19 protein-coding genes and 1 pseudogene are annotated in these 21,086 nt (G+C 55.7%); 17 read left to right on the top strand and 3 right to left on the bottom strand.

Going from position 1 to position 21,086, the window contains the following annotated elements:
• Nucleotides 1-364: 364 nt before the first annotated feature.
• From ACWGXE_RS11175 to ACWGXE_RS11145, 7 genes and pseudogenes are all read left to right on the top strand, one after another.
• Nucleotides 365-1,207: a caspase family protein gene (locus ACWGXE_RS11175; RefSeq protein ID WP_447597846.1), complete on the top strand. Its 843-nt coding sequence runs from the start codon at nt 365-367 to the stop codon at nt 1,205-1,207.
• Nucleotides 1,208-1,928: 721 nt separating this feature from the next.
• A complete protein-coding gene (locus ACWGXE_RS11170; RefSeq protein WP_447597845.1) occupies nt 1,929-2,105 on the top strand; it encodes a hypothetical protein in 177 nt (58 codons plus the stop codon).
• A 98-nt stretch (nt 2,106-2,203) separates the two neighbouring features.
• Nucleotides 2,204-3,781 carry a PAS domain S-box protein gene (locus tag ACWGXE_RS11165; RefSeq protein WP_447597844.1) on the top strand — a complete coding sequence of 526 codons (1,578 nt, stop codon included), beginning with the start codon at nt 2,204-2,206 and terminating at the stop codon, nt 3,779-3,781.
• A 125-nt stretch (nt 3,782-3,906) separates the two neighbouring features.
• Nucleotides 3,907-4,353 carry a hypothetical protein gene (locus ACWGXE_RS11160; RefSeq protein ID WP_447597843.1) on the top strand — a complete coding sequence of 149 codons (447 nt, stop codon included), beginning with the start codon at nt 3,907-3,909 and terminating at the stop codon, nt 4,351-4,353.
• Between the two features lie 468 nt (nt 4,354-4,821).
• Nucleotides 4,822-5,081: pseudogene (locus ACWGXE_RS11155) on the top strand (GIY-YIG nuclease family protein).
• A gap of 233 nt (nt 5,082-5,314) precedes the next feature.
• The gene (locus tag ACWGXE_RS11150) at nt 5,315-7,450 is read left to right on the top strand and encodes a DNA topoisomerase VI subunit B (protein WP_447597842.1); all 2,136 of its coding nucleotides are present in this window, start codon (nt 5,315-5,317) and stop codon (nt 7,448-7,450) included.
• 8 nt (nt 7,451-7,458) lie between these two features.
• Entirely contained in the window at nt 7,459-8,568 is a 1,110-nt protein-coding gene (locus tag ACWGXE_RS11145; protein ID WP_447597841.1) for a DNA topoisomerase IV subunit A, read from the top strand.
• Here the strand turns inward: ACWGXE_RS11145 and ACWGXE_RS11140 are convergent.
• From ACWGXE_RS11140 to ACWGXE_RS11130, 3 genes are all read right to left on the bottom strand, one after another.
• A complete protein-coding gene (locus tag ACWGXE_RS11140) occupies nt 8,565-8,951 on the bottom strand; it encodes an endonuclease/exonuclease/phosphatase family protein (protein ID WP_447603708.1) in 387 nt (128 codons plus the stop codon). The genes ACWGXE_RS11145 and ACWGXE_RS11140 overlap by 4 nt on opposite strands.
• On the bottom strand, nt 8,894-9,505 hold the full coding sequence (locus tag ACWGXE_RS11135; RefSeq protein ID WP_447597840.1) for an endonuclease/exonuclease/phosphatase family protein: 612 nt from the start codon (nt 9,503-9,505) through the stop codon (nt 8,894-8,896). Before ACWGXE_RS11135 ends, ACWGXE_RS11140 begins: the two co-directional genes overlap by 58 nt.
• Nucleotides 9,506-9,606: 101 nt before the next feature.
• Nucleotides 9,607-10,308: a response regulator transcription factor gene (locus ACWGXE_RS11130; RefSeq protein ID WP_447597839.1), complete on the bottom strand. Its 702-nt coding sequence runs from the start codon at nt 10,306-10,308 to the stop codon at nt 9,607-9,609.
• A 529-nt stretch (nt 10,309-10,837) separates the two neighbouring features.
• On the opposite strand from ACWGXE_RS11130, the gene ACWGXE_RS11125 reads away from it, so the two are divergent.
• From ACWGXE_RS11125 to purN, 10 genes are all read left to right on the top strand, one after another.
• Nucleotides 10,838-11,467, top strand: coding sequence for a UpxY family transcription antiterminator (locus ACWGXE_RS11125; protein WP_447597838.1), 630 nt, complete (start codon nt 10,838-10,840; stop codon nt 11,465-11,467).
• A 41-nt stretch (nt 11,468-11,508) separates the two neighbouring features.
• Entirely contained in the window at nt 11,509-12,273 is a 765-nt protein-coding gene (locus ACWGXE_RS11120) for a polysaccharide biosynthesis/export family protein (RefSeq protein WP_447597837.1), read from the top strand.
• An 11-nt stretch (nt 12,274-12,284) separates the two neighbouring features.
• On the top strand, nt 12,285-12,926 hold the full coding sequence (locus ACWGXE_RS11115; RefSeq protein ID WP_447597836.1) for a polysaccharide biosynthesis/export family protein: 642 nt from the start codon (nt 12,285-12,287) through the stop codon (nt 12,924-12,926).
• A 25-nt stretch (nt 12,927-12,951) separates the two neighbouring features.
• On the top strand, nt 12,952-14,373 hold the full coding sequence (locus ACWGXE_RS11110) for a hypothetical protein (protein WP_447597835.1): 1,422 nt from the start codon (nt 12,952-12,954) through the stop codon (nt 14,371-14,373).
• A 49-nt stretch (nt 14,374-14,422) separates the two neighbouring features.
• Nucleotides 14,423-15,274, top strand: a complete 852-nt coding sequence (locus ACWGXE_RS11105) for an ABC transporter permease (protein WP_447597834.1) — start codon at nt 14,423-14,425, stop codon at nt 15,272-15,274.
• Nucleotides 15,275-15,281: 7 nt separating this feature from the next.
• A complete protein-coding gene (locus ACWGXE_RS11100) occupies nt 15,282-16,589 on the top strand; it encodes an ABC transporter ATP-binding protein (protein WP_447597833.1) in 1,308 nt (435 codons plus the stop codon).
• A 318-nt stretch (nt 16,590-16,907) separates the two neighbouring features.
• Nucleotides 16,908-17,597: a GNAT family N-acetyltransferase gene (locus ACWGXE_RS11095; RefSeq protein WP_447597832.1), complete on the top strand. Its 690-nt coding sequence runs from the start codon at nt 16,908-16,910 to the stop codon at nt 17,595-17,597.
• 257 nt (nt 17,598-17,854) lie between these two features.
• Nucleotides 17,855-18,709 carry a phytanoyl-CoA dioxygenase family protein gene (locus tag ACWGXE_RS11090; RefSeq protein WP_447597831.1) on the top strand — a complete coding sequence of 285 codons (855 nt, stop codon included), beginning with the start codon at nt 17,855-17,857 and terminating at the stop codon, nt 18,707-18,709.
• Between the two features lie 28 nt (nt 18,710-18,737).
• Nucleotides 18,738-20,321, top strand: a complete 1,584-nt coding sequence (locus tag ACWGXE_RS11085; RefSeq protein ID WP_447597830.1) for an MBL fold metallo-hydrolase — start codon at nt 18,738-18,740, stop codon at nt 20,319-20,321.
• A gap of 60 nt (nt 20,322-20,381) precedes the next feature.
• Complete coding sequence (purN, locus tag ACWGXE_RS11080; RefSeq protein WP_447603705.1) at nt 20,382-21,083, top strand: phosphoribosylglycinamide formyltransferase; 702 nt, start codon at nt 20,382-20,384, stop codon at nt 21,081-21,083.
• The last annotated feature ends 3 nt before the right edge of the window (nt 21,084-21,086 follow it).

Raw genomic sequence — 21,086 nt, 5'->3', positions numbered from 1 at the left:
GCCCCGGCCACTTCATCTCCACTCTGTACCAGACGCCGTTCATTAAGCAAGACAGACAGTTCGCCAAGGCAAGGATCCAGACGCGGCGCGTAAGGCCGAATGGATCCATTCTGTCCGAATCCACCCTGGACAGATTGTCCGATCCGGACTACCATGTGACCCAATTTCGGATCCCGTTGCCTTCGTTCGGCGCACGCTGGTCGCTTCATGAGAGACTGCATTCCACACCCACTGTGATGGTACAGCCGTCTATTGTTTTCTCAGCCCTGAGTCCCTATCCAGCCGTATCGCCGGCTCTCCTGCGGTCAGCCCACAGGATACGGATCCTCATTTTCAACCACCACATCACATGAAAGGACAGAGTATGGCCAAACGAGCGGTGCTCATCGGCATCAACAAGTATCAAGTGCCCGGCGCGGATTTGCGGGGGTGCGTGAACGACGTAACAAATCTCCGGAAGGCGCTTACGGATCATTATGGATTTGCGAGCAGGGACATTACGGTGCTCACCGATCTCAAAGCCACCAAAAAGGCGATGCAGGCCGCGATCCAGAAGCTGGTAGCCGGCGGGAAAAAGGGCGATGTGCTACTGCTGCATTACTCCGGTCACGGTTCAAATGTCCCGGATGACAATGGCGATGAAGCGGACAAGCGGGACGAAATACTGTGCCCAACCGATCTCGATTGGAAGGATCCGCTCCGGGACGATTGGCTGCGCAAAGCGTTCGACAAGTTGAAGCCAGGCGTCAGTCTGACCGCCATCATGGATTGCTGTCACTCGGGAACCAATACCCGTGCCATTCTGCCGTTTGATGCGCCGATCAAGGAACGGTACCTGCCGAGCCCCTGGGACCTGGTGGCCGCGGAGTCCGGCCGCAAGCTGCGCGGCACGGTCACCGGTGAACTTCGCGTGTCGCCCCGCGCGAAACGCAAGCGCAACGACGCGGTGCATGCGGATATTTGCGAATTATTGATCACCGGCTGCCGGGATACGCAGACGTCTGCCGACGCCTTCATTAAAGGTACCTACAACGGCGCACTCACATACTTCCTGGTCGAGAGCATCCAAGAAGCCAAGGGGAAGCTCAGCTACCGCGAACTCCATACACGCACGCTGGCGAAGCTCAAAGGTGAGTATGACCAGGTGCCGCAATTGGAAGGGAACCAGAAGAAATTCGACCGGCCGTTTTTATCGCCGGAGATATGAAGAAAGCCGGTTCCGTTGTGCGCTGCAACCGAACTTCGCGCAGATAAGAAGCATACGGCGTATTCTTCACTGGCCTTGGAGGTCGATGAATGGCACAAGAGCAACGAAGTCAGGTTGCTGCCGACCAGCGGACCTTGGTCGATCGATTCGCGGAAGAGGCGATTGGTTCCACTCACGGGAACCAGGCGGCTCGAGGATGTTGTTCGAGTTGCTGTTACCGAAGCAGCTCAAAGTGCAAGCGCCGGATCAGGACGACATCATCCTGTCCTGGGATGAGGCGACGGCACGATGTCCATGGGAGCGGCTCGCCCACACCGGAGGGCGGAGCGCCGGCCGTTTGCCGAGACGGCGTGCTTCGCCAACTGAAAACGACGGAGTTCGCGGACTCCATCCGTCCCATGTGAAAAGAACGCGCTTGTCATCGCAGATCCGATCAGTTCGTTTGTCGGGTTGAATGGGGCGCCAGCGGAAGTCGATGCAGTGGCGCGATCCCTCCGGGCGGCCTTTTTCGTGTTGAACTGCGCAAGCGGGCGACGGGAGATCAAGTGATGCAGGCGCTCTACGCGCACCCCTATCCGATTCTCGATCTTGCCGACCATGGCGAGCAAATTGCGCCGCCAACCCATCACGCGAGCGCTTGCGGACCTGAGCCGACGGTTAGGATAGGCGGACTTGTGTAGGGATAATCGATTCTTATTCGTAGGAGCAAAGGAGTGCCATCATGAAAAACGTCGAATTGAGCGTCCAAGGAACGCTGCTGACCATCAAGGTCGATCTGTCCAAGGAATTCGGGCCATCGGCCTCGGGGAAAACCATTATTATTGCCTCCACGGAAGGAAATGTAACCATTCCGGACCGGGTGGAGAAGATCGGGCTCAATGTCTATCGGAAAAAGTGATCCGGCGAGCCTGCCCGCACTGGATTCCTGATCAAAAACATAGGAGAATGGACTGTGTTCATCAAGCTGTGTTGCGCGCATCGCGCTGTGGAACAACCATGACCTCCATGTCGACGACCAGGTCTCCGGAGCCCCAGCCTCAGGCGGCAATCCTCATCGTCGACGATGATGCCGATATTGTGCTGGCTCTCCATGATCTTCTCCATCATGCCGGATACCGCGTGCAAGTCGCAGGTACCGGCGCTGAGGCGCTGAGTAAGGCCAAGACGGAAGCATTTGCCGCGGTGCTGTTGGATTTGATGCTGCCCGACATGGACGGATTGTCGGTTCTGACCTTGCTTAAAGAACACGATCCCCTCATGCCGGTCATCATGTTGACGGCATTCGTGGAAGTCGCTCGAAAGTTCGGCGCGTTGACGGACGGGGCGTTCGGCTATCTGACGAAGCCCTATGATGCCGAGGAGCTCAAAACCCTTGTCCGAAAAGCGGTGGCTGCGAAACGGCTGTCCGTCGAGGCGGCTGCGACAAAACAGGCTCTGGATGCCAGCGAACAACGGTTTCGAGAAGTAGTTCACACCGCCCCGGACGCCATCATCCTCTCCGATGGCGACGGACATATTTTGTCATGGAACGGTGCGGCGGAAGGTCTGTTTGGATATACGGCTGATGAGGTCATGGGGCGCCATCTCTCGAGCCTTATGCCCGAGCGTTACCGCTCCGATCACCGACGGGCATTGGACAGAGTCCGCACAACCGGCGATTTTCGTCTCGGCGGGAAACCCGTCGCGATGCACGCGCTGCATAAGGATGATCATGAAATTCCAATCGAGATGTCGCTCAGCAGTTGGATATCCGACGGGCGAAGGTTTTACTGCGGCATTGTGCGGGATGTGACGGCTTCGAAAGAAGCGGAAGAGGTCCTGCTGCAGCAGCAGATCGAACAACAGGCGCTGTTGGATTTGATCCCTGCGATGGTTTGGTACAAAGATCCGCACAATCGCATCCTGCGGACGAACCGCCGCGCCGCCGAATCGATCAACAAGACCGTAGCAGATATTGAGGGCAGGCCCACTGCGGAATTCTACCCGGATGAAGCGGAGAAGTATCACCGGGACGACTTGGAGGTCATTGCGTCCCGCCAGCCGAAACTTGGGATTGTCGAGTTGTATCGGACGGGGTCCGGCGAAAAGCGCTGGGTGCAGACCGACAAAGTTCCGTACTGTGATCCGAAGGGCAACGTGCTGGGTGTCCTCGTGTTCGCTCAGGACATTACGGAACAAAAACAGACGCAAGATGCGCTGCGTGAAAGTGAAGAGCGCCTGCGTGTCATGGTGGAGTCCGCGCTGAACGGCATGGCTATGGTGGATGCCGGCGGCACCATTCTCCTCGCCAATAATCAGTTTGCTCGCCAATTCGGCTACGATCGATATGAACTACTCGGCCAATCGATTGAGCGGTTGGTTCCCGAACGATTCCGGTCCTCTGAATCAGGGAGCCGCTCCGCCTTCGTGCCGCATTTTGGCACGGGGACTGCCGCCGGCCGCCGCGACATCATCGGGCTGCGCAAGGACGGTTCGGAATTTTCGGTCAACATCAGCCTCACTTCGCTCACCACCAAAAACGGCGTCTATGTCGTGACGTCGGGCTGGGACATCCCTTCCGGCGGCTTTTCCTAATCCGGCCCACTTCACCAAGCCATGCTTGCTGCACATCACAGACCCGCCTCGATCGAAGAATGCCGCCTTTCCGTTCCGACGCGGTTTACTAACGAGGGCGGCAACCGTCGGCCCATCACGGATCGATGAACCCGCGCGGCGCTTTGCTTGTCATCGTGCTGGGGTTTGTCGGGCTCTTACTCGCCATGGGCGTACTCGCCTTTGTCCAATGGCTCAAACGAACGTATCCTCGCCGCTTCCGCGAGATTTTGTTGCTGGTGGGTTTAACGGTTATCGCAGCTGGCATATGGATCGGTATGGAATTGGTGGAGCGGCCTGATTTTCGTCCCAACGACCTCATCACGCTGCACGAACCGGTCGTGGCGAAAACCGTTGCGGTCGATCGCGACTCCCGCATGGCGCCTTGTATCGTAGACGTGTCCGAACATCTGGCGGTTGTGGAACTGGCCGGCGGAGTTCTGACGGCGCGGGTCGAAAGCAACAACACCACTGCGCCGGTGTACTGCCCGGTGGGAGCCGACGTGCGCATTGAGCCGGCTTGGCTGCATCGCTATTCCCTCACGCATCGGTAAGACACACTGAGTTTTGAAAAAGAAGTTCTGAATTCGGAACTCACCCCTCGCTTGACTCGGTCGGTTGAGAGGCTTATGGTGAAGCTGTGGGAGGAGTGAAACGCCCCGAGGGAATATTGGATAAACAGGGGGTCGAGCGATTGGGATGGTGTGCAGGCCCAGCTTGACTGGGAAGCCTTAAGTCCCACCAAGATCTCCGCCGTACCTACATCTCCTCGGTAGGTGCGTGCCTCCTCCCACCTAATTGACGGACCGCGCCGGATTCTTATCTTCTCCCTATCTATATCTTTCATTCTCTGCTGAGGGTCATTTGACAGCGGAGCCTGCTTTATAGTGGACGGCCTTGCGCGGTTGTCATTTCCTATTCCCATTCCTGCGTTAAAACGAGCACGATCCATCATTATCGTGAACACGGGAATCCAGGCGGCAATCCGTCATTCCCGTGAACAGGGGAATCCATTTACCCGTATGTTTCCTAAGCAACCAGCCCTCTACATTCTGGCTAGCCGACGAAACGGTATATTGTATATCGGGGTCACCAGCGACCTCCGTAAACGGATTTGGCAGCATAAGCACGGAATGATAGAGGGGTTTATGAGTTGCATACAGAGATGGTTACGGCTATCACGCGGGAACGACAATTAAAGAAGTGGAATCGAGCTTGGAAGATAGCGTTGATCGGAGGACACAATAGCAGGGGGCAGGATCTTTTTCCGGAGATCCTGTGAGTCAAGCAGTGCCGTGGATTCCCGCCTGCGCGGGAATGACGGCCACCGTGTACATGGGAATCCAGGAGAATCATTCCGTAAGTGGGACCATGAGTTGCTGCTGTTCGCGACCACAGAATATCGCTTGGTGTTGACAGTTTCGCCCATTCCCCGGTACATCTTTATCGCAGGCAGTAACCATGATCGTCCGTCGAACGGAGTCCTCCAAATGGGTATCCGATATGAGAGGGTGAATGGCCAAAAAGCAATCAGTCGCAGCATCCCCCAAGTCTCAATCTCCTGCCGCCTCTCCCGCTGAATCTCCCGCAACGCCGAAGGCCGGTGCCCGTAGCGCTCGTCCCGCGCAGACGGTGACGGCGGTGGAAATGGGCGCACGCCAGCGGGAAATTTCCGTTTCCGAATTCTTCACGAAGAACCGGCACCTGTTGGGATTCGACAATCCGAGGAAAGCCCTACTGACCTGCGTGAAAGAGGCGGTGGACAATGCGCTGGACGCATGTGAGGAAGCGGGCATTCTACCCGATGTGACGGTGCAACTGGACATCGTAGCCAATGGAGGCATGCCGCCGCCGGCCAGCCAGGCGAGCCGGTTCCGGATTACGGTAACCGACAATGGACCGGGGATCGTCCGCCAGCAGATTCCCCGGATTTTCGCGAAACTGCTGTACGGGTCCAAGTTCCATCGACTCCGCATGAGCCGCGGGCAGCAGGGGATCGGCATCTCCGCGGCAGGGATGTATGGACAACTCACGACCGGAAAGCCGGTGAAGATCATTTCCCGCACCGGCCCTCGGACCACGGCGCATTATTTCGAAGTCCAGATCGATACGAAGAAAAACGAGCCCCTGGTCCACGAGAACAAGCAGATCGACTGGGACCAGCCGCGCGGCACACAGGTCGCGCTCGAAGTCGAGGGCCGCTATCAGAAGGGCCGCGCCTCGGTGGACGAGTACCTCGAGCAAACGTCGATCGCGAATCCGCACGTGAAGCTCGTCTATCATGCGCCGGACGGGGAGACCAAGGAATATCCGCGTACGTATCATGAGCTGCCGCCGGCGCCTCGAGAGATCAAGCCACATCCCTACGGGATCGAATTCGGCATGATGCTCAAGATGATGCACGACACCAAGAGCCATACCGTCGCCGGCTTTCTCGCGAGCGATTTTTGCCGCGTGTCGCCGCCACTGGCCGAGGAAATCTGCAAGACCGCCAAGATTTCGCCCGACGCTCGCCCTCGCGCCATTCATGGGACTGCGGCCGAGGCGCTCTACCAGGCGATCCAATCGACCAAAATCATGGCGCCGCCGACGAATTGCCTCTCGCCGATCGGCGAAAAGGCGATTCTTTCCGGGCTCTACAAGCAGATCAAGGGAGAATTCTATACGGCCGTGAGCCGGCCGCCGGCCGTCTATCGCGGAAACCCGTTCGCGATCGAGGCGGGCTTGGCATTTGGAAACAGGCCGGAGGAAGCGACGAAACCGCAACGGGCCGCGGTCCCGCTTGCCGAAGGGGAACAGCACGATGAAGACTCAGAATTGGCCCGCGTGATTCGCTATGCGAACCGGGTACCTTTGCTCTACCAGCAATCCGCCTGCGCCACGTTCAAGGCCGTACTCGCCACGACCTGGCGGAATTATGGAGTCACGCAATCGCGTGGAGCTTTGCCCGCCGGGCCGATGGTGATCTTCGTCCATATGGCGTCAGTGTGGGTGCCCTTCACGAGTGAGAGCAAGGAAGCGATCGCGGATTATGACGAGATTCAGAAGGAAATCACGCTGGCGTTGCGCGAATGCGGTAGGCGACTGGGCTTGTTTCTCCGCCGGCGCGAACGGGCGCAGAGTGAGTTCAGGCGGCGTAATATCTTTGAACTCTACATCGAGGAAGTCGTCGAAGCCTGCAACCGTCTCAAGGGCGGCAAGCTGCCGAAGCAGCAACTAAAGGAACAATTGCAGAAGATCGCGACATCCCGGACCGGCGGGTTGAAAACGGATGAGGCCCTTGGAAAGACCGGCGCCGGGCCCGAAGGACTACCGAATTCCATCATCGTCACCCCGGAAGGTATTGAAGGGGAAGTACCGATTGCCGAGGAGGTCACCGCGTCGGTTGGGGACGAAGGCATGGATACGCCGCATATAGCGGCCAGCGATCCGGTGGAACGGGAGAAGCGCCAAACGGCGGAAAAAGAATCGAAGACCGCACACCGAGCGCCGGCACATAAGCCGGAATCCGGCAACAAAACATCGAAGCGCAAGGCGGACCAACTGCCGCTGTTCGCGGAATCCACGTCTCCGGGGAAAAAGGCCGCAGGCCGCACCGCTTCACCCGCTACGGATAAACCGAAGCGCGCTCGCGGCGCTGGAAAGCAATAGGACAGAAGATGGCACGGAAGAGACAGAAGGCATCCAACGGAGTGGTCGAGAAGAAGCTCGTCGGCTTGGCCGACATCGTTATCACGGCGGCCCAACAATCGAAAGATCCGACCTTTGCCATACCCATTCGCGCGCTTTCAAACGTGTCGTTCAACGAGCGGAAGGGCATGATTGAAATGGGGAGCAAAAAACAAGCTCGCTCATTCTTCAACGTCGGCATGGCCAAGAAGTTCATGCAGACGGTCCTCGTGGCGGACGCGCTGTCCGAGTTGCAACGGGCGGATCTCACGACCTCGCTCCGGGAAATTTACTATCGAACGAAACACACCATCAAGAATTCGCACGAGAATACCTTCGACACGCAGGATGAATCCGACCCCGTGATCGAGGATCTTGAAGTCTCGCTGGCGGCACTGCGGGAAGAGCTTCACGTGAGAGCGGAGAACAGCGGCAGTATCGTCGGACCCGTGGTCTTTGGCGACGACGGCGATCGCGTGGACTGCTCCAGGCTGGGGAAGGGCGGGTATTCGGTGCCCTCCATCGTCGAGCCGGAATATTTAGAAATCCGGCGCTGCACCGCGGATTTTCTCCTGCTCGTCGAGAAGGGCACCCAATGGAATCGGCTCTCCGAAGATAAGTTCTGGCGGCGCTATAACTGCGTCCTGTTGACCGGTAACGGGCAACCGCCGCGCGGTGTCCGCCGGCTTGCGCGGCGGCTTCACGAAGAGCACCGGCTCCCGGTCTATGTCCTCGTGGATAACGATCCGTGGGGATATTACATTTACTCGGTCGTCAAGCAGGGATCAATTAACTTGGCCTTCGAGAGCCAGCGCATGGCGATTCCCAAGGCGAAATTCATCGGCCTCTCGAGCGCGGATCCTGAGCGATATGAGCTGCCGCGCAACGTCGGGATCAAACTCAACGACAAGGACAGCACGCGCGCGCGCGAATTATTGAACTATAAGTGGTTTCAAAAGCCGGCGTGGCAGCAGGAGATCAAGCGAATGCTGAGCAACGGCTTGAAATACGAGTTGGACGCGCTCGCCAATAAAGACTTCCAATATCTGACCAAGAAGTATCTTCCTCGCAAACTGAAGGAACACGACTGGCTGGATTAGAAACCTCGATCCTCATTCGCTTCCCACCCCACCTCCGCAAACACACCGTAGTGATCAGACGGCCACAGGACCGTACCGTCGGCAAGACAAGCCGGTTGATTGAGAATGAGACGGCTTGAATGCACGGCATTTCTCGATCTCTCCTTTGGCGATAAAAAGATAAAATCTACGCGGCGGGACACGGTCGACTGCTCGACATGGATACGTTGCCACACCGTGGCACCCGGCGCGGACGGGTTTGCCGTTCGAAAGGCATCGACAAATCCCGCCTCATCGCGCAGGATCGTCAATACTTTCGATGTCTCGGCCGTGTTGAAGTCACCCATCAGTATCGAATGACCCGGCACACGGTATTCCCGCACGATCCGAGCAACCCGCTCAATTTGGCATTCGTCGCCTCGTGCCGTGTGGGTAGAGAAGACGTGGAGCGGTCCGTGGGGCGTCTTGAGATCGGCACGAAGGAGAACGCGGGGCTCAAAACGCGATCGACAGCGAGGGGGTCGTATACGTAGGATGCCGTGATTGGGAAGCGCGAGAGGATGGCCGGACCTTCTTTGAAACCCATGGCATCCACGATAAGTTTGTCGATGATCGGGATCGAAAAGATGCGCTCGGTCGCCGGAGCGAATACTTTATGAAAGCCGAGCCCATCCGCCATCCTCTGCGCCACATCGCCATGCCGCCTGCTGTGAGAGGCTTCCTGCAATGCGACGACATCCGGATCAAATCGGTGAAGTTCGCGGATCACCAAGTCCATCCGCTCTTCCAGACGTGTTCCGTTGTTGAGAAAGCCAGAGGTGGGGCCGTCGTGCAGAATATTCAAAGTCACGAAGCGCAAGGGCCGGCGCGGTGCATCCTGTTCTAATGCCAGCGTAGCCGGAACAGTCGCCAGACACAACACGGCCACCGCAATCAGCGTGCATGTCGTGATGTTCATGTCGCACACCAATCCGGGGCCATTCTACTGCGAATGTATTTCTTTTGCGCGCACCGCTGCGGACGACCGATAAAGGCCGCAGCAAGCAATGAACTGGGTATTCAGGCGGATGCGGTCAGTTCTACCAGACCATATTGATGGGCGCGAATCAGCAGTTTTTGTCTGGTGGTGACCCCAAGTTTATCGAAGATACTGGTGAGGTGATGGCGAACGGTGATCCCGGAAATGCAGAGACGATCGGCGATGTCTTTATTCGAGAGGCCTTGACCGATAAGCGCAATGACTTCACGTTCTCGTTCGGTCAAGGCGGCTGGCCATTTTAAGATGGGGGCCTCGGAATGGCCAAATGATGAGTGTGTCCCCTCCGCCACTGCGAAACTCGCTATTCCTCCTTTGTCCCCGCAAGAGTCAGCGGGAGTCTGACACAAATATTCAATAACGGCGAGGAGGACCGCGGGCGGTTGAACCTTCAGAACGATTCCATCTACGCCCAAGAGGAACGCTTCCTTCGTTCGTTCCTTGTCTTCAAAGCCGCTTAACAAAATGATCTTCGAAGCGGGGGCGGTGTTCTTGAGTTTGCAAACAAGGGCCTGGATATCAAGTTCTGGCTCCATGTCAATAATAATCACCTGTGGCTTTTCCCGGCTGATCAAATCGCTCGTCTCTGTGCCGTTCTTGACGTAGCCCACCAGATGGATGTGTTGAGTGGTTCCGATGATTTGTTGCAACCCCAACCGCACGAGATGATTACTGCTGACCACCACACTGGTCACTGTCGCCGGTTTTCGTTTTAGTCCGCTCATAGACATCCCTTCTCTTTACAAGGGGCGGCTCGCTCGGCCGTGAATCGATTGATCTGTCGTCTCGGAGAATGGGACTGCAATTGGTGAAGAGGCAGACATACTAGGTATGATGCACTAGTGTATGTATATGAATACTTCGCCCTACACGCACGCGCATCTTGGCACATCGTAAAAAACTCCGCAACCTTAAAAATTACTAGGGTCGTGTGCCATTTCGGCGGTATGAATTATTTTTATGCATGTTTAGCTCATATGTTCAAAATTGTTCATTGGTTCTTACAGTGATGTGCTACGTAAGCAAAGCAACGACATATAGAGATTCTTGAGTGAAAGCATAGCGAAATCTTTAATGAAAAAATACGTGCAATGAGGCTCGGAAACTAATTCCATGAATTTGCAATGGATGGGTGAGGCACAAATGTGCCACCGTCCTGTCATTTTGTGACTCACTAAAAAAAGCACAATTGTCCGATGTTTCACCTACGGCATCGCTGTATAAGTGGCGCCTGCTTTGGGCTGGAGGGGAAGCATGTTGTATCCAGCCGTAGAACGGGGAAGAACCATGACTGTAAGTCAGAGGGCGAAGCTCCATACACCGGAGGCCGATCTTGACCAACTTTCCACGGATTTGTTTGCGGCTCAGTGGTTTGCGCTCCAAACCAAATCCCGTCACGAAAAGGTGGTGAAAGGCGAACTTCAACGGCAGTCGATTGAAACCTTTCTTCCGACACTCCGGCGCGTGAGTCAATGGAAAGATCGGAAGAAGACCATTGAATTTCCACTGTTCTCCGGCTATTGCTTTGCCCGCTTTTCGCTGTACGAGAAGAGGCTCTCGATTCTTCAGGCGCCCGGTGTTGTGAGGATCGTCGGATCTCATAGTTATCCGGAGCCGATTCCCGATCACGAAATCGAATCCCTCCAAATCCTCTGGAAGAGTCAGTATCCGCATAACTCGCATCCGTTTTTGAAGGAAGGCATGTCCGTCGAAATCGTCAGAGGACCTCTCCAGGGGGCGACAGGCCGGCTTGTTCGGCATGCCCGGCAATGCCGTATTGTCTTGAGTATCACTCTGATTCAGCAGGCCGTTGCCGTGGAAGTGGATGCCTCTGATGTGATGCCGGTGGAACCCATACCGGTGAGCCGAGTGTCGGTCTTATGATTCAGCCCTGCATGTCTGCTTTATGTACCGGAGGGCGTACGATGTCTTCATTATCCATCATTAAGATGTTCACGTTCGTCTTAGCGGCCGTGTCTGCAGGTATGCTGACTTTACCCGGCCTTCTCTATTCGGCCGACCCCCCCTTGTTTCCGCAGCCGCCGCACATCATTGATAAACCCGTAGAAATGAATGGGAAAGAAGCGCCGAACGCAGGGCCGGCACTGCCAACGGTCGGCCCGGCACTTCCGGCCATCTCTCATACTCAGACGATCGAGAAGTTGTCCAATATCGTCAGTGACGCCTATACCATTGGAGCGGAAGACGTCTTGGAGATCACTGTGTGGAGGAATCAGGATCTTTCCAAGACCGTTCAAGTACGCCCCGACGGCCGATTTTCGCTGCCGGTCATACGGGACGTACTGGCCGTCGGGAAGACCCCTTCTCAGCTTGCCGACGAGATTACGCGCAAGCTGAGGGAGTACGTGCAAAATCCGGTCGTCGCGATCAGTGTGAAGGAAGTCAATAGCTACAGTATTTTCGTCCTGGGTGAAGTCGTCAAGCCGGGCAAATATCCACTGAAAAGCCGAACGACATTGCTTCAAGGGATTACGATTGCCGGTGGCTTTACGCCGGTTGCGGCCAGGAATCAAGTCGTCGTCTTCCGGTTCGGAGAAAACGGAACGTTGACGTCAAGCTACGACGACATCGTCCTCCGCGGGGTCATCGCCCAAAATTTGGAATTGAAGGCGGGCGATACGGTGGTCGTCCCGAGCGAAGCGATGGTGGTGTTTCCCGGTGTCCAGTAAGTGAGGTGTCTATGCGATCGAGCATCTCCCATGTCCGCCGCCCTCAAGGGCTCGCAAGTTCGATCATATTGATCTGTGGCACTGTCTTGCTGCATGGGATGACGGCAGGGTGCATGCAGTCCGTGGTTGAAGAACGGGAATATGAGATGCCCGCAGGATTCCTGCTGGGACCGGAAGATGTCTTGGACATCACAGTCTGGAAGAATCCTGACTTGTCTCGGGTCACTGCGATTCGTCCGGACGGACTCATTTCGATTCCCATCATCGGCGATGTGCAAGCGGCCGGGCTTACCGCCGACGCTTTGGCGCACCGTATCGCGGACCGCCTCAAGCAATTTGTGGCGGGGAATCCGGCCGTCTCGGTCAGCGTAAGGGAACTCAACAGTTATTCCGTCTTTGTGCTGGGAGAAGTGTCGAAGCCGGGCAAGTTTAAGGCCAAGTCTTATGTCACATTATTGCAGGCGATCTCAATGGCGGGCGGGTTCACCGAGTACGCCAAAAAAAATCGCCTTCAGGTTGTACGGATACGACCGAACGGCGACCACAAGATTCATGAAATGCGTATCCCGGTACGGTACGACGATCTTCTCGCTGGAAACGGCAACCCGGGAAATATCATCTTGCTGTCCGGTGACACAGTTGTGGTGCCGTGAATGGATGCGGTCAAAGCATCGTCGTATGGTTCTGGCGATGACCTTCGCTGGTCTCGCCGTTCTCGCCGAGTCGATGGGACCGCTTTCACCTGGGGCGTATGGCCAAGCGAATCGAAATCCGACGAGTGAGGATCCGGCATACCCTTCAAGAAAACCCGATGGGCCGGTAACCGAGGAGGAACCTAAGCCGGATGAGCCGGAGCTGGAATCTGAAGCGCCTACGACACCAGAAAAGAAAACACCGGTTGCGACACGGAAACCCTCAGGCAATACAAAGATCGTTCCATCGATTACTCTGAACCAGCGATACGACTCTAACGTTCTATTTGCTCCGTCGGGCATTCAAACCGGGCTTACGCCCTGGGATTTCGTCACGACGGCAACATCGGCCATCGAGCTGGTGAACAATACTCGATATACGGATACATCGTTTACCGGCGGCGCAAGCGGCAGTTTGTTTATCAACAACCCGGACCTCAATTTTGTTGCGACAAATTTCACCGCTACGACAGCGCTTGATAAATGGGTCAACGGGTTTATTCGAGGCGGCAAGCTTCAAATCTCCGACTCTTTCGGATTTTCGCCAGAGACGCCTTCTTTCGTGAGCGCAGCGAATCCAACTGCGATCGATAATCCATTTGCTCGTGGTATTGTCCCCGTACGGGCGACCATGTATACCAACATAGCGATGATTGCTGCCTCGTATCCTGTAACCCCGGGTCTTGTCATTCAGGGCAACTATTCATACTCATTGCTTAGGATCGGAGAAATCTTCGTCAGGCAACCGATCGGGGGCCAAGTAGTCTTCTTCAACACTGATCAACATGCATGGTCGATTGGGCCGACCTGGCGTTTATCCCGGACCGAAAATATTGGACTCATTTATCGGGGAAGCAGGAATATTCTAAATGCGACATCGGGGAACAGCCCGGAAACGGATTTTTTGGCACAAGGCCTCGAAGCGTCATTTGCGACCACCTCGGCAGATTGGGGGGCCGTCTTGAGCGGCGGTGCCACCATTTTGGATGTCGATAATCGGGCATATCCGACTGGTTCACTTACTTTGAGCGCCAAGTATGGAGAGGCAACCACATTCCAGGCGATCGGCTCCAGGAGTTTTGCACCGGCGTTTTTTGCCACTGGTGGAGCATTGATAAGTACGACGGTCGGCATTTCCATACAGCAGCGATTCTCTAAAGTGTTAAGTTTCACCGGAAGCGCGAATTATGCCTACAATGAAGTAGCGCCGGTGAGTTTCTCGGCATTCGAATCGTACACGGCCTCGGGACAACTCTCGTATAACGTCAGTCGAACGGTTAGCACCTCCCTTGCCTATACCTATACGTATTTCGAGTTTAACAATCCCACCACATCACCGACCGACCTCGCCGGATACATCGTCAACCGGCATGTAGTCATTTTTTCCATTACAGGGAAGTGGAATTGATGTCTCGCGCAGACGAGTCGGCCGAGATTTTATGCTGAAGGCTTGAGGCATGGAAGAAATAGTACACGCCGCTCTATGCGCGAGGCCGCGGGTTCGGTTGGAACCCACTGTCGGCTGGAGCAGGCTTAATCTGAAAGAAGTCTGGCAGTACCGCGAGTTACTGTATTTCTTGAGCTGGCGGGATGTCAAAGTACGCTATAAGCAGACTGTCCTAGGAGTGTTATGGGCCATCATCCAGCCGTTTTGTACGATGGTTCTCTTCAGTATTTTTTTCGGGAAGTTGGCGGGCGTGCCATCGGACGGGATTCCATATCCGCTCTTCGCTTATGCGGCATTGGTGCCGTGGACTCTCTTCGCGAATGCATTGACGCAGTCCTCCAACAGCTTGGTGCAAAATGCGAACTTGCTTAAGAAGGTGTATTTCCCTCGGTTGATCATTCCAATTGCGAGCGTGCTGGCCGGCGTCGTCGATTTTGTCTTTGCCTTCGGAGTACTCGTGGCATTGATGCTCTTTTATGGAACTGTTCCCACCGCGCATATTGTGTGGCTTCCATTCCTTGCGGTGCTTACGTGCGGAACGGCACTCGCTGTCGGACTTTGGCTGTCTGCCATGAATGTGAAGTTCCGCGATGTCCGCTATACCATCCCATTTCTTATTCAATTCTGGCTCTTTGCCACGCCTATCGCCTATCCAAGCAGCCTTCTGTCAGAACCGTGGCGTACCTGGTACGGGTTGAATCCCATGGTCGGCGTCGTGGAGGGGTTCCGATGGGCGTTGCTTGGAACGGAAACGGCCCCCGGACCAATGATAGCCGTCTCTTTCGTCACCGCCGGCATTTTGCTGATCACAGGATTTTATTTCTTCCGTCGGTTGGAACGGAGTTTTGCGGACATCGTATGAGCAATGCATGAATGAGCTTGCGATTCGTGTTCAAAACCTCGGCAAGCGATACACGATTGGTCGAGTACAAAACGACTACAGTACTCTGCGGGAAGCGTTGGCAAAAACGTTTCTCCGTCCCGCGCTGTGGGCGTCGCGCCTGTTGCGGCGTTCAACGTGTCCTGACAATAAGACTGACACCTCCCTCTGGGCGTTAAGAGGGGTATCGTTCGATGTGCGACCCGGTGAAGTTGTCGGAATCATCGGGCGGAACGGGGCAGGCAAGAGCACGTTGCTCAAGATTCTTTCTCAAATCACTGAGCCGTCCGAAGGCTTTGTCGAGATCTGCGGCCGCGTAGCGTCACTGCTGGAAGTTGGTACCGGATTCCACCCTGAACTGACAGGCCGAGAGAACGTATACTTGAATGGCGCCATTCTGGGGATGACTCAACGAGAGATTCAGACCAAGTTCGACGACATTGTCACATTCGCCGGAGTCAATCGATTCATCGACACCCCCGTGAAGCACTATTCCAGCGGAATGACCGTACGGTTGGCGTTTGCCGTGGCCGCTCATCTGGAACCTGAAATTCTCATTATCGATGAAGTGTTGGCGGTCGGAGACGCAGCGTTTCAGAAACGGTGTCTAGGCAAGATGGAGGGTGTGGCCAAGGAAGGTCGTACCATCCTCTTCGTCAGCCACAACATGATCGCCGTTCAAAATCTTTGCCATCGGGTGATTTGGCTCAACGATGGGGAAGTGGTAGAGGACGGTAAACCTGACACCGTGGTGACTCATTATTTACGTATGGCCGCCACGGAGCGGACCGAGCAGCTTTGGGACGATCCGCTCCACGCGCCCGGCAATAGTAAGGTTCGTCTTCACCGCGTACGCGCTCAAGGCTCGGAAGATGACCGGCCTCGCCACATCACCACGGATGAGCCTTGTACGATCGAGGTAACCTACTGGACCTACGTACCCGATGTCTTGTTGCACATCACACTGCACGTGTACACCGAGCAGGGGATCCTGGCGTTCACTACTGGCTCGGCAGAGAACGCGCCGGATGACAATGCTTTGGACATCGGACTTTATCGCAGCACCTGCTATATACCGGGGAAGCTCCTGAACAGCGGCGTCCACCGAGTCGTTGTGCTCGTGGTCGAGAATCGCGCGCGAGTCATTTATCGTTACGAAGATGCTTTGTCATTTGAGGTTCTGGAAACAGGGAAAGGGCGATTGGGCTGGCACGGGCGAGAGCCCGGTGCGGTTCGTCCGCATCTCCAATGGATCACCGAGCGTCTTGAAACCGCACATGTGCTGAAGCTGAACTAAGTCTCCGCATAAGCCGATCCCTGACCGCCACAGATAATGAAACAATCGCCTGCAACGAAAGCGTACATAGGAGAGAGTCGTTGCGGGCTGTCTCAAACGGTGCCTCGCTTCGGGTATGCTCATTCCGCATATGCGGCCTCACTTAGCGAATTCGGCACCCCCCGTCATCTACCACGGTGCGACGGTTGGATTTTAGAGCGGCAGATCCCTGGAACGAGCTACCGGGATGCCATTGGCCCGTATCCCTTATTCAGTTGCAGGCACTGGTCGCGCCTTGCGGAAGATCTCGACGAGATCGGCACGGAGCTGGTGAGTCTCATGATCGTACCGGCCCCGTTCGATCCGTATGATCCTGAACTGCTCGAACGGTGCTTTTCCAAAGTCATTCCCTTCAAGTCTCATTACGTCGCCGATCTCACCCGGCCGATCGACCAGATTGTCAAGAAGTCTCACAGAGATACCGTCGCCAGGGTCATTAAGAAAGTGTGCGTGTCACATTGTCTTGATCCGGCTTCGCGGCTCACACAATGGATAAAGTTCTTTGAGACCTTAACGGCGCGTCACCGAATCACGGGAATTCGCGCATTCTCCGCCGGGGCTTTTGCCACCCAGTTCGCCATCCCCGGAATGGTCATGTTTGAGGCACGCGCGGGCGACGAGCCGGTAGGATTGGACCTATGGTATCTCCAGGATGATGTGGCGTATGGACACCTGGTGGCGTTCAGTGAACTGGGCTATTCAGTGAGGGCGTCCTACGCCACGAAGTGGTTCGTGTTGAACTATTTCGCGGGACGAGTCCGATGGGTGGACTTCGGCGGGGGAGCCGGGACGAAAGCCGACGGGACCGATGGGCTCTCCGTTTTCAAGCAAGGCTGGAGCACGGGGAGCGTCCCCGTGTATCTTTGCTGCCGAATTTTCAACGATGCGGTGTATCGAGAACTCACCGGCGCGTCCAGTAACGGTGAAACAACCTACTTCCCAGCCTATCGCGCCGGAGAACTCCTCTAATCACGGGAGACGTTCCGAACTTCCCTCGATTCGGTCAGCTGTTGATCTTTCTCAACTCTTCATCACCATCAGGCCGGAGAAAGGCTGCACAAATGATCGCACACGCATGAGTAGTGCCAGTTCGTGTCTCGCCGCGCGTTCTTTGGACCTTCAATCGAATCCGGTTCAATCCGGTACGGGCGGAAAAAAGGCCTTTGCCACATCCATCCCTAAGGCATTGATCTACCGAAGCGACCGAGCATCTACGGGAGGACAGTATGTCACTACAACCGATGACGGAGAAAAGCAGTGTGCTGCCGGCAGTCGATGGGTATATCGCTGCGATCGAGCGTGACGGATATTGCTATATTCCTCAAGCGTTCACAACGGAGGAGGTATCCAAGGCATTGGAACTCGTCCGGACCTGGTATGAGAACACGGTCGCCAGCCAGTCCGATCGCATGCCGTTCCTCAATCGGGACCAGCCGATGGTCTACAATCTCCAAAGCAAGGATCTCTTCTTTCTCCGCATGGTGCTCGGTAACGAACTCATCGAATCGATCCTGATGCATTTTCTGAACGATCGATGGTTCACTTCGATGCCGGCGGACGCGCCGAACTATATCCTGCGGTCATTTTTGGCGCGGAGTAGCAATCACCAAATGCCACTGCACATTGATTCGTTCATTCCATACTCAGGACCCTACTGCTATATCATGCAGTGTTCGATCGTGCTGGAGGACCAAACCGAAGAAAACGGATGCACGGTTCTCATTCCAGGCTCTCATCTCTCGGGGAAATATTGTGTCCAAGAGGCCTTTCCAACCGCTGTTCCGATCAAGGCCAGCGCCGGGGATTTGGTTTTCTGGGACAGTCGAATCTGGCACGGCGCTCGCCAAAATACCAGTGGAGGCACACGCTGGGCCATGATCGCCACATTCTGTCGGTGGTGGATCAAGCAAGCGTTCGATATTCCGGCCAATCTGCCTCAAGAATTGTATGATCGCCTCTCCGATCGGGAAAAGGCCGTGCTCGGCTACTGTTCGGTCCCGTACGACAACGAACATTTCGGCATCGACATGAAACGAGGGTATGCGCTGTTGCCGAAACAAGTGGCGGACTACCGCCGATAGCCAAGTCACGATCAGAGAGGAACACGTCATGGAAAAGGATCTCACGGTCACCTATGTCTCGCATGCCTGCCTCCGTATCGACGGTCAATTCGGCTCGCTATTGTGCGACCCGTGGTTCTTGAACGAACCGGTCTATGACTATGCGTTGTGGAAATTTCCTCCGGCGGTGATCCCGCCGGACGTTCTGTTGAAAGACCTGGATTATCTCTACATCACGCATTCACACGAAGATCACTTCCACATCCCGTCCATTAATCATATCTCCCGTGACATCCAGGTTCTTCTGCCGGAATATTCCAACCGTCCGTGCCTGCGGGCGCAGCTGGTGGAGCGCACCATGCGGGAAATGGGCTTTCATCGCATCAGAAAGATTCAGCCGTGGGAAACGGTGTCCCTCGGCGGCGGCGCGCACTTGACTGTCATCCCATCGGCCAAGTCGCGCTCTCACGACTGGGAGAATTCTGGTATCGTCTTCGATCATCCCGGAACACGTCTCATCAACATGAACGACAACTGCGACGACGAAGAACTCTGTGCCGAGATTCACTCTCGCTGGCCGTCCTTCGACATCGGGTTCATCCAGACCTCCAGCGCCACCGTGTTTCCGGCTTGCTATCGCATGTCGCAGGAGGATAAGGAAAAGGCCGTTCGCAACAAGTGCGAGACCTTTACGTTGCACAAGCGCTTGATCGAAATGCTGCACTTGAGGCGCATCGTTCCGTTTGCCGGGGACTTTGGATGGTACGATGACCGCTACTTCAGCCACAATTGGCAAGGACGATCCACCCCGAAGATTCTCGAAAATTGGATCCGTCAGAACTATCCTGAACGGGAGGTCGCCACCCTGTACCCGTCCGACACCTGGTCCATGGCGACCGGCATCGTCCGCAACCATCCAGACATCGATTGGGATCGCCACCTTGATTTCGTCAAGATCTGCAAACAGAAACTCCAGAAGAAGGTCGATTACTACAATGCGTGGATCGATGCATCCGATCGGACCAACCTCCTCGAACGCTCGCGCCTGCACACGGATACCATCAATAAGTACATCACGCAGGACGGCATCGTCTTCAGCGGGCGTTTTCGAGTCGTCGTGGAAGGGGACCATTCCAATTTCTCGTTTGTCCTGAAGGCCGACCCCCAGGATGGATTTGCGATCGACTGGGAAGATGCCGAACCTGTTGACCAGTCGATCTACGTCCCAGAGCGGCTGTGGGCCGCCATTCTGGAAGGCAAGCTCATGTGGGGTATGTACCAGTGGACGACGGAAATCAAGGAACATGTGCCGTACCGGCTGGATCTGGGACGCTTCTGGTACTGGCTCGAGTACAATCTCGATCTGGGCAACAAGAATTCACAAGCCATCATGGAACCGCGTCTCTACCCCTATCTCACCGGTCCTACGATCCGACCGCATTGGGGAACCGTCCAATTCGAGGACGACTGGGAATTCCCGTGGATGGAACCCCGAAATGGTTCCAAGACAGAGGTCAACTCATCCCATGTCGTGGCGTCTTGTTGTGAGGCGAAGACCCGCGCCGTAAACACATCCAGCAGAGGCGCCGGCGTCGGCGGTCCCATCAGGAGCGAGGCAGACGCAGTGCGGTGATGGATATTCGGCCAACGTCGGCGAGAGTGGCGCACGGAGACGGTGGGAACGGGAGGACGTATGTCCAGGCATGAGAACAGATTCGTCTTTGTCGTCTCAACTTCGGGATCGGTGATGAACTGCGTGCTGAGCGACGCCTTTCTTCGAAACATGGTCCATTCCGTTGTCGCAGACCAAGCAAACGGCGCAATCGAGAAAGCCAAGGCGTGGGGAGTGCCGGGGGTCTTGTTCGATGAGCAGGACCCGGAGGCCTTCTGCCGCCGGCTCGCAGACTACATGCAGCGGTATGAAATCGATTATGTCATCTCGTTTTACACCCAATTCTATAGCAAGGATTTTCGAGACGCCTATGCTGATCGGATCATCAACTTTCACCCGTCTCTCCTGCCGGCCTTCAAAGGCATGGATGGGTTCGGCGACGGAACGGCCTACCACGCCAAAATCATCGGCACCACGGTGGAATTCATCAAAGATGTCATGGATGAAGGGAAGATCATCATGCAGACCGCCTGTGCGGTCGATCCCAATCTGAGTCGCGCGGCCTTGCGGCACCGAATTTTCGAACAGCAGTGCAAGACCTTGCTTCAGGTCGTGAAGTGGCTCACGGAGGATCGCGTGAAAGTCACTGGGAACCGAGTCTCGATCGTTGGGGCTCGGTATCATGACCTCGAGTTTGTGCCGGCGTTGGAGTACCGAGTGGCCATCGAACTTCAGGTGGAAGAGCCTTCAATAGAGCAAAAGGCCGCGGCGGTGCCACGCTGATAT

The organism is Nitrospira sp. Nam80, assembly GCF_965152575.1.
The sequence above is the reverse complement of the archived record's forward strand: the minus strand, read 5'-3'. Positions and strand labels throughout refer to the sequence as shown.

Coding starts and splice junctions, on each gene's coding strand:
- ACWGXE_RS11175 (WP_447597846.1), top strand. CDS start 365: ATGGCCAAACGAGCGGTGCTCATCGGCATCAACAAGTATCAAGTGCCC.
- ACWGXE_RS11170 (WP_447597845.1), top strand. CDS start 1,929: ATGAAAAACGTCGAATTGAGCGTCCAAGGAACGCTGCTGACCATCAAG.
- ACWGXE_RS11165 (WP_447597844.1), top strand. CDS start 2,204: ATGACCTCCATGTCGACGACCAGGTCTCCGGAGCCCCAGCCTCAGGCG.
- ACWGXE_RS11160 (WP_447597843.1), top strand. CDS start 3,907: ATGAACCCGCGCGGCGCTTTGCTTGTCATCGTGCTGGGGTTTGTCGGG.
- ACWGXE_RS11150 (WP_447597842.1), top strand. CDS start 5,315: ATGGCCAAAAAGCAATCAGTCGCAGCATCCCCCAAGTCTCAATCTCCT.
- ACWGXE_RS11145 (WP_447597841.1), top strand. CDS start 7,459: ATGGCACGGAAGAGACAGAAGGCATCCAACGGAGTGGTCGAGAAGAAG.
- ACWGXE_RS11135 (WP_447597840.1), bottom strand. CDS start 9,505: ATGAACATCACGACATGCACGCTGATTGCGGTGGCCGTGTTGTGTCTG.
- ACWGXE_RS11130 (WP_447597839.1), bottom strand. CDS start 10,308: ATGAGCGGACTAAAACGAAAACCGGCGACAGTGACCAGTGTGGTGGTC.
- ACWGXE_RS11125 (WP_447597838.1), top strand. CDS start 10,838: ATGTTGTATCCAGCCGTAGAACGGGGAAGAACCATGACTGTAAGTCAG.
- ACWGXE_RS11120 (WP_447597837.1), top strand. CDS start 11,509: ATGTCTTCATTATCCATCATTAAGATGTTCACGTTCGTCTTAGCGGCC.
- ACWGXE_RS11115 (WP_447597836.1), top strand. CDS start 12,285: ATGCGATCGAGCATCTCCCATGTCCGCCGCCCTCAAGGGCTCGCAAGT.
- ACWGXE_RS11110 (WP_447597835.1), top strand. CDS start 12,952: ATGGTTCTGGCGATGACCTTCGCTGGTCTCGCCGTTCTCGCCGAGTCG.
- ACWGXE_RS11105 (WP_447597834.1), top strand. CDS start 14,423: ATGGAAGAAATAGTACACGCCGCTCTATGCGCGAGGCCGCGGGTTCGG.
- ACWGXE_RS11100 (WP_447597833.1), top strand. CDS start 15,282: ATGAATGAGCTTGCGATTCGTGTTCAAAACCTCGGCAAGCGATACACG.
- ACWGXE_RS11095 (WP_447597832.1), top strand. CDS start 16,908: ATGATCGTACCGGCCCCGTTCGATCCGTATGATCCTGAACTGCTCGAA.
- ACWGXE_RS11090 (WP_447597831.1), top strand. CDS start 17,855: ATGTCACTACAACCGATGACGGAGAAAAGCAGTGTGCTGCCGGCAGTC.
- ACWGXE_RS11085 (WP_447597830.1), top strand. CDS start 18,738: ATGGAAAAGGATCTCACGGTCACCTATGTCTCGCATGCCTGCCTCCGT.
- purN (WP_447603705.1), top strand. CDS start 20,382: ATGTCCAGGCATGAGAACAGATTCGTCTTTGTCGTCTCAACTTCGGGA.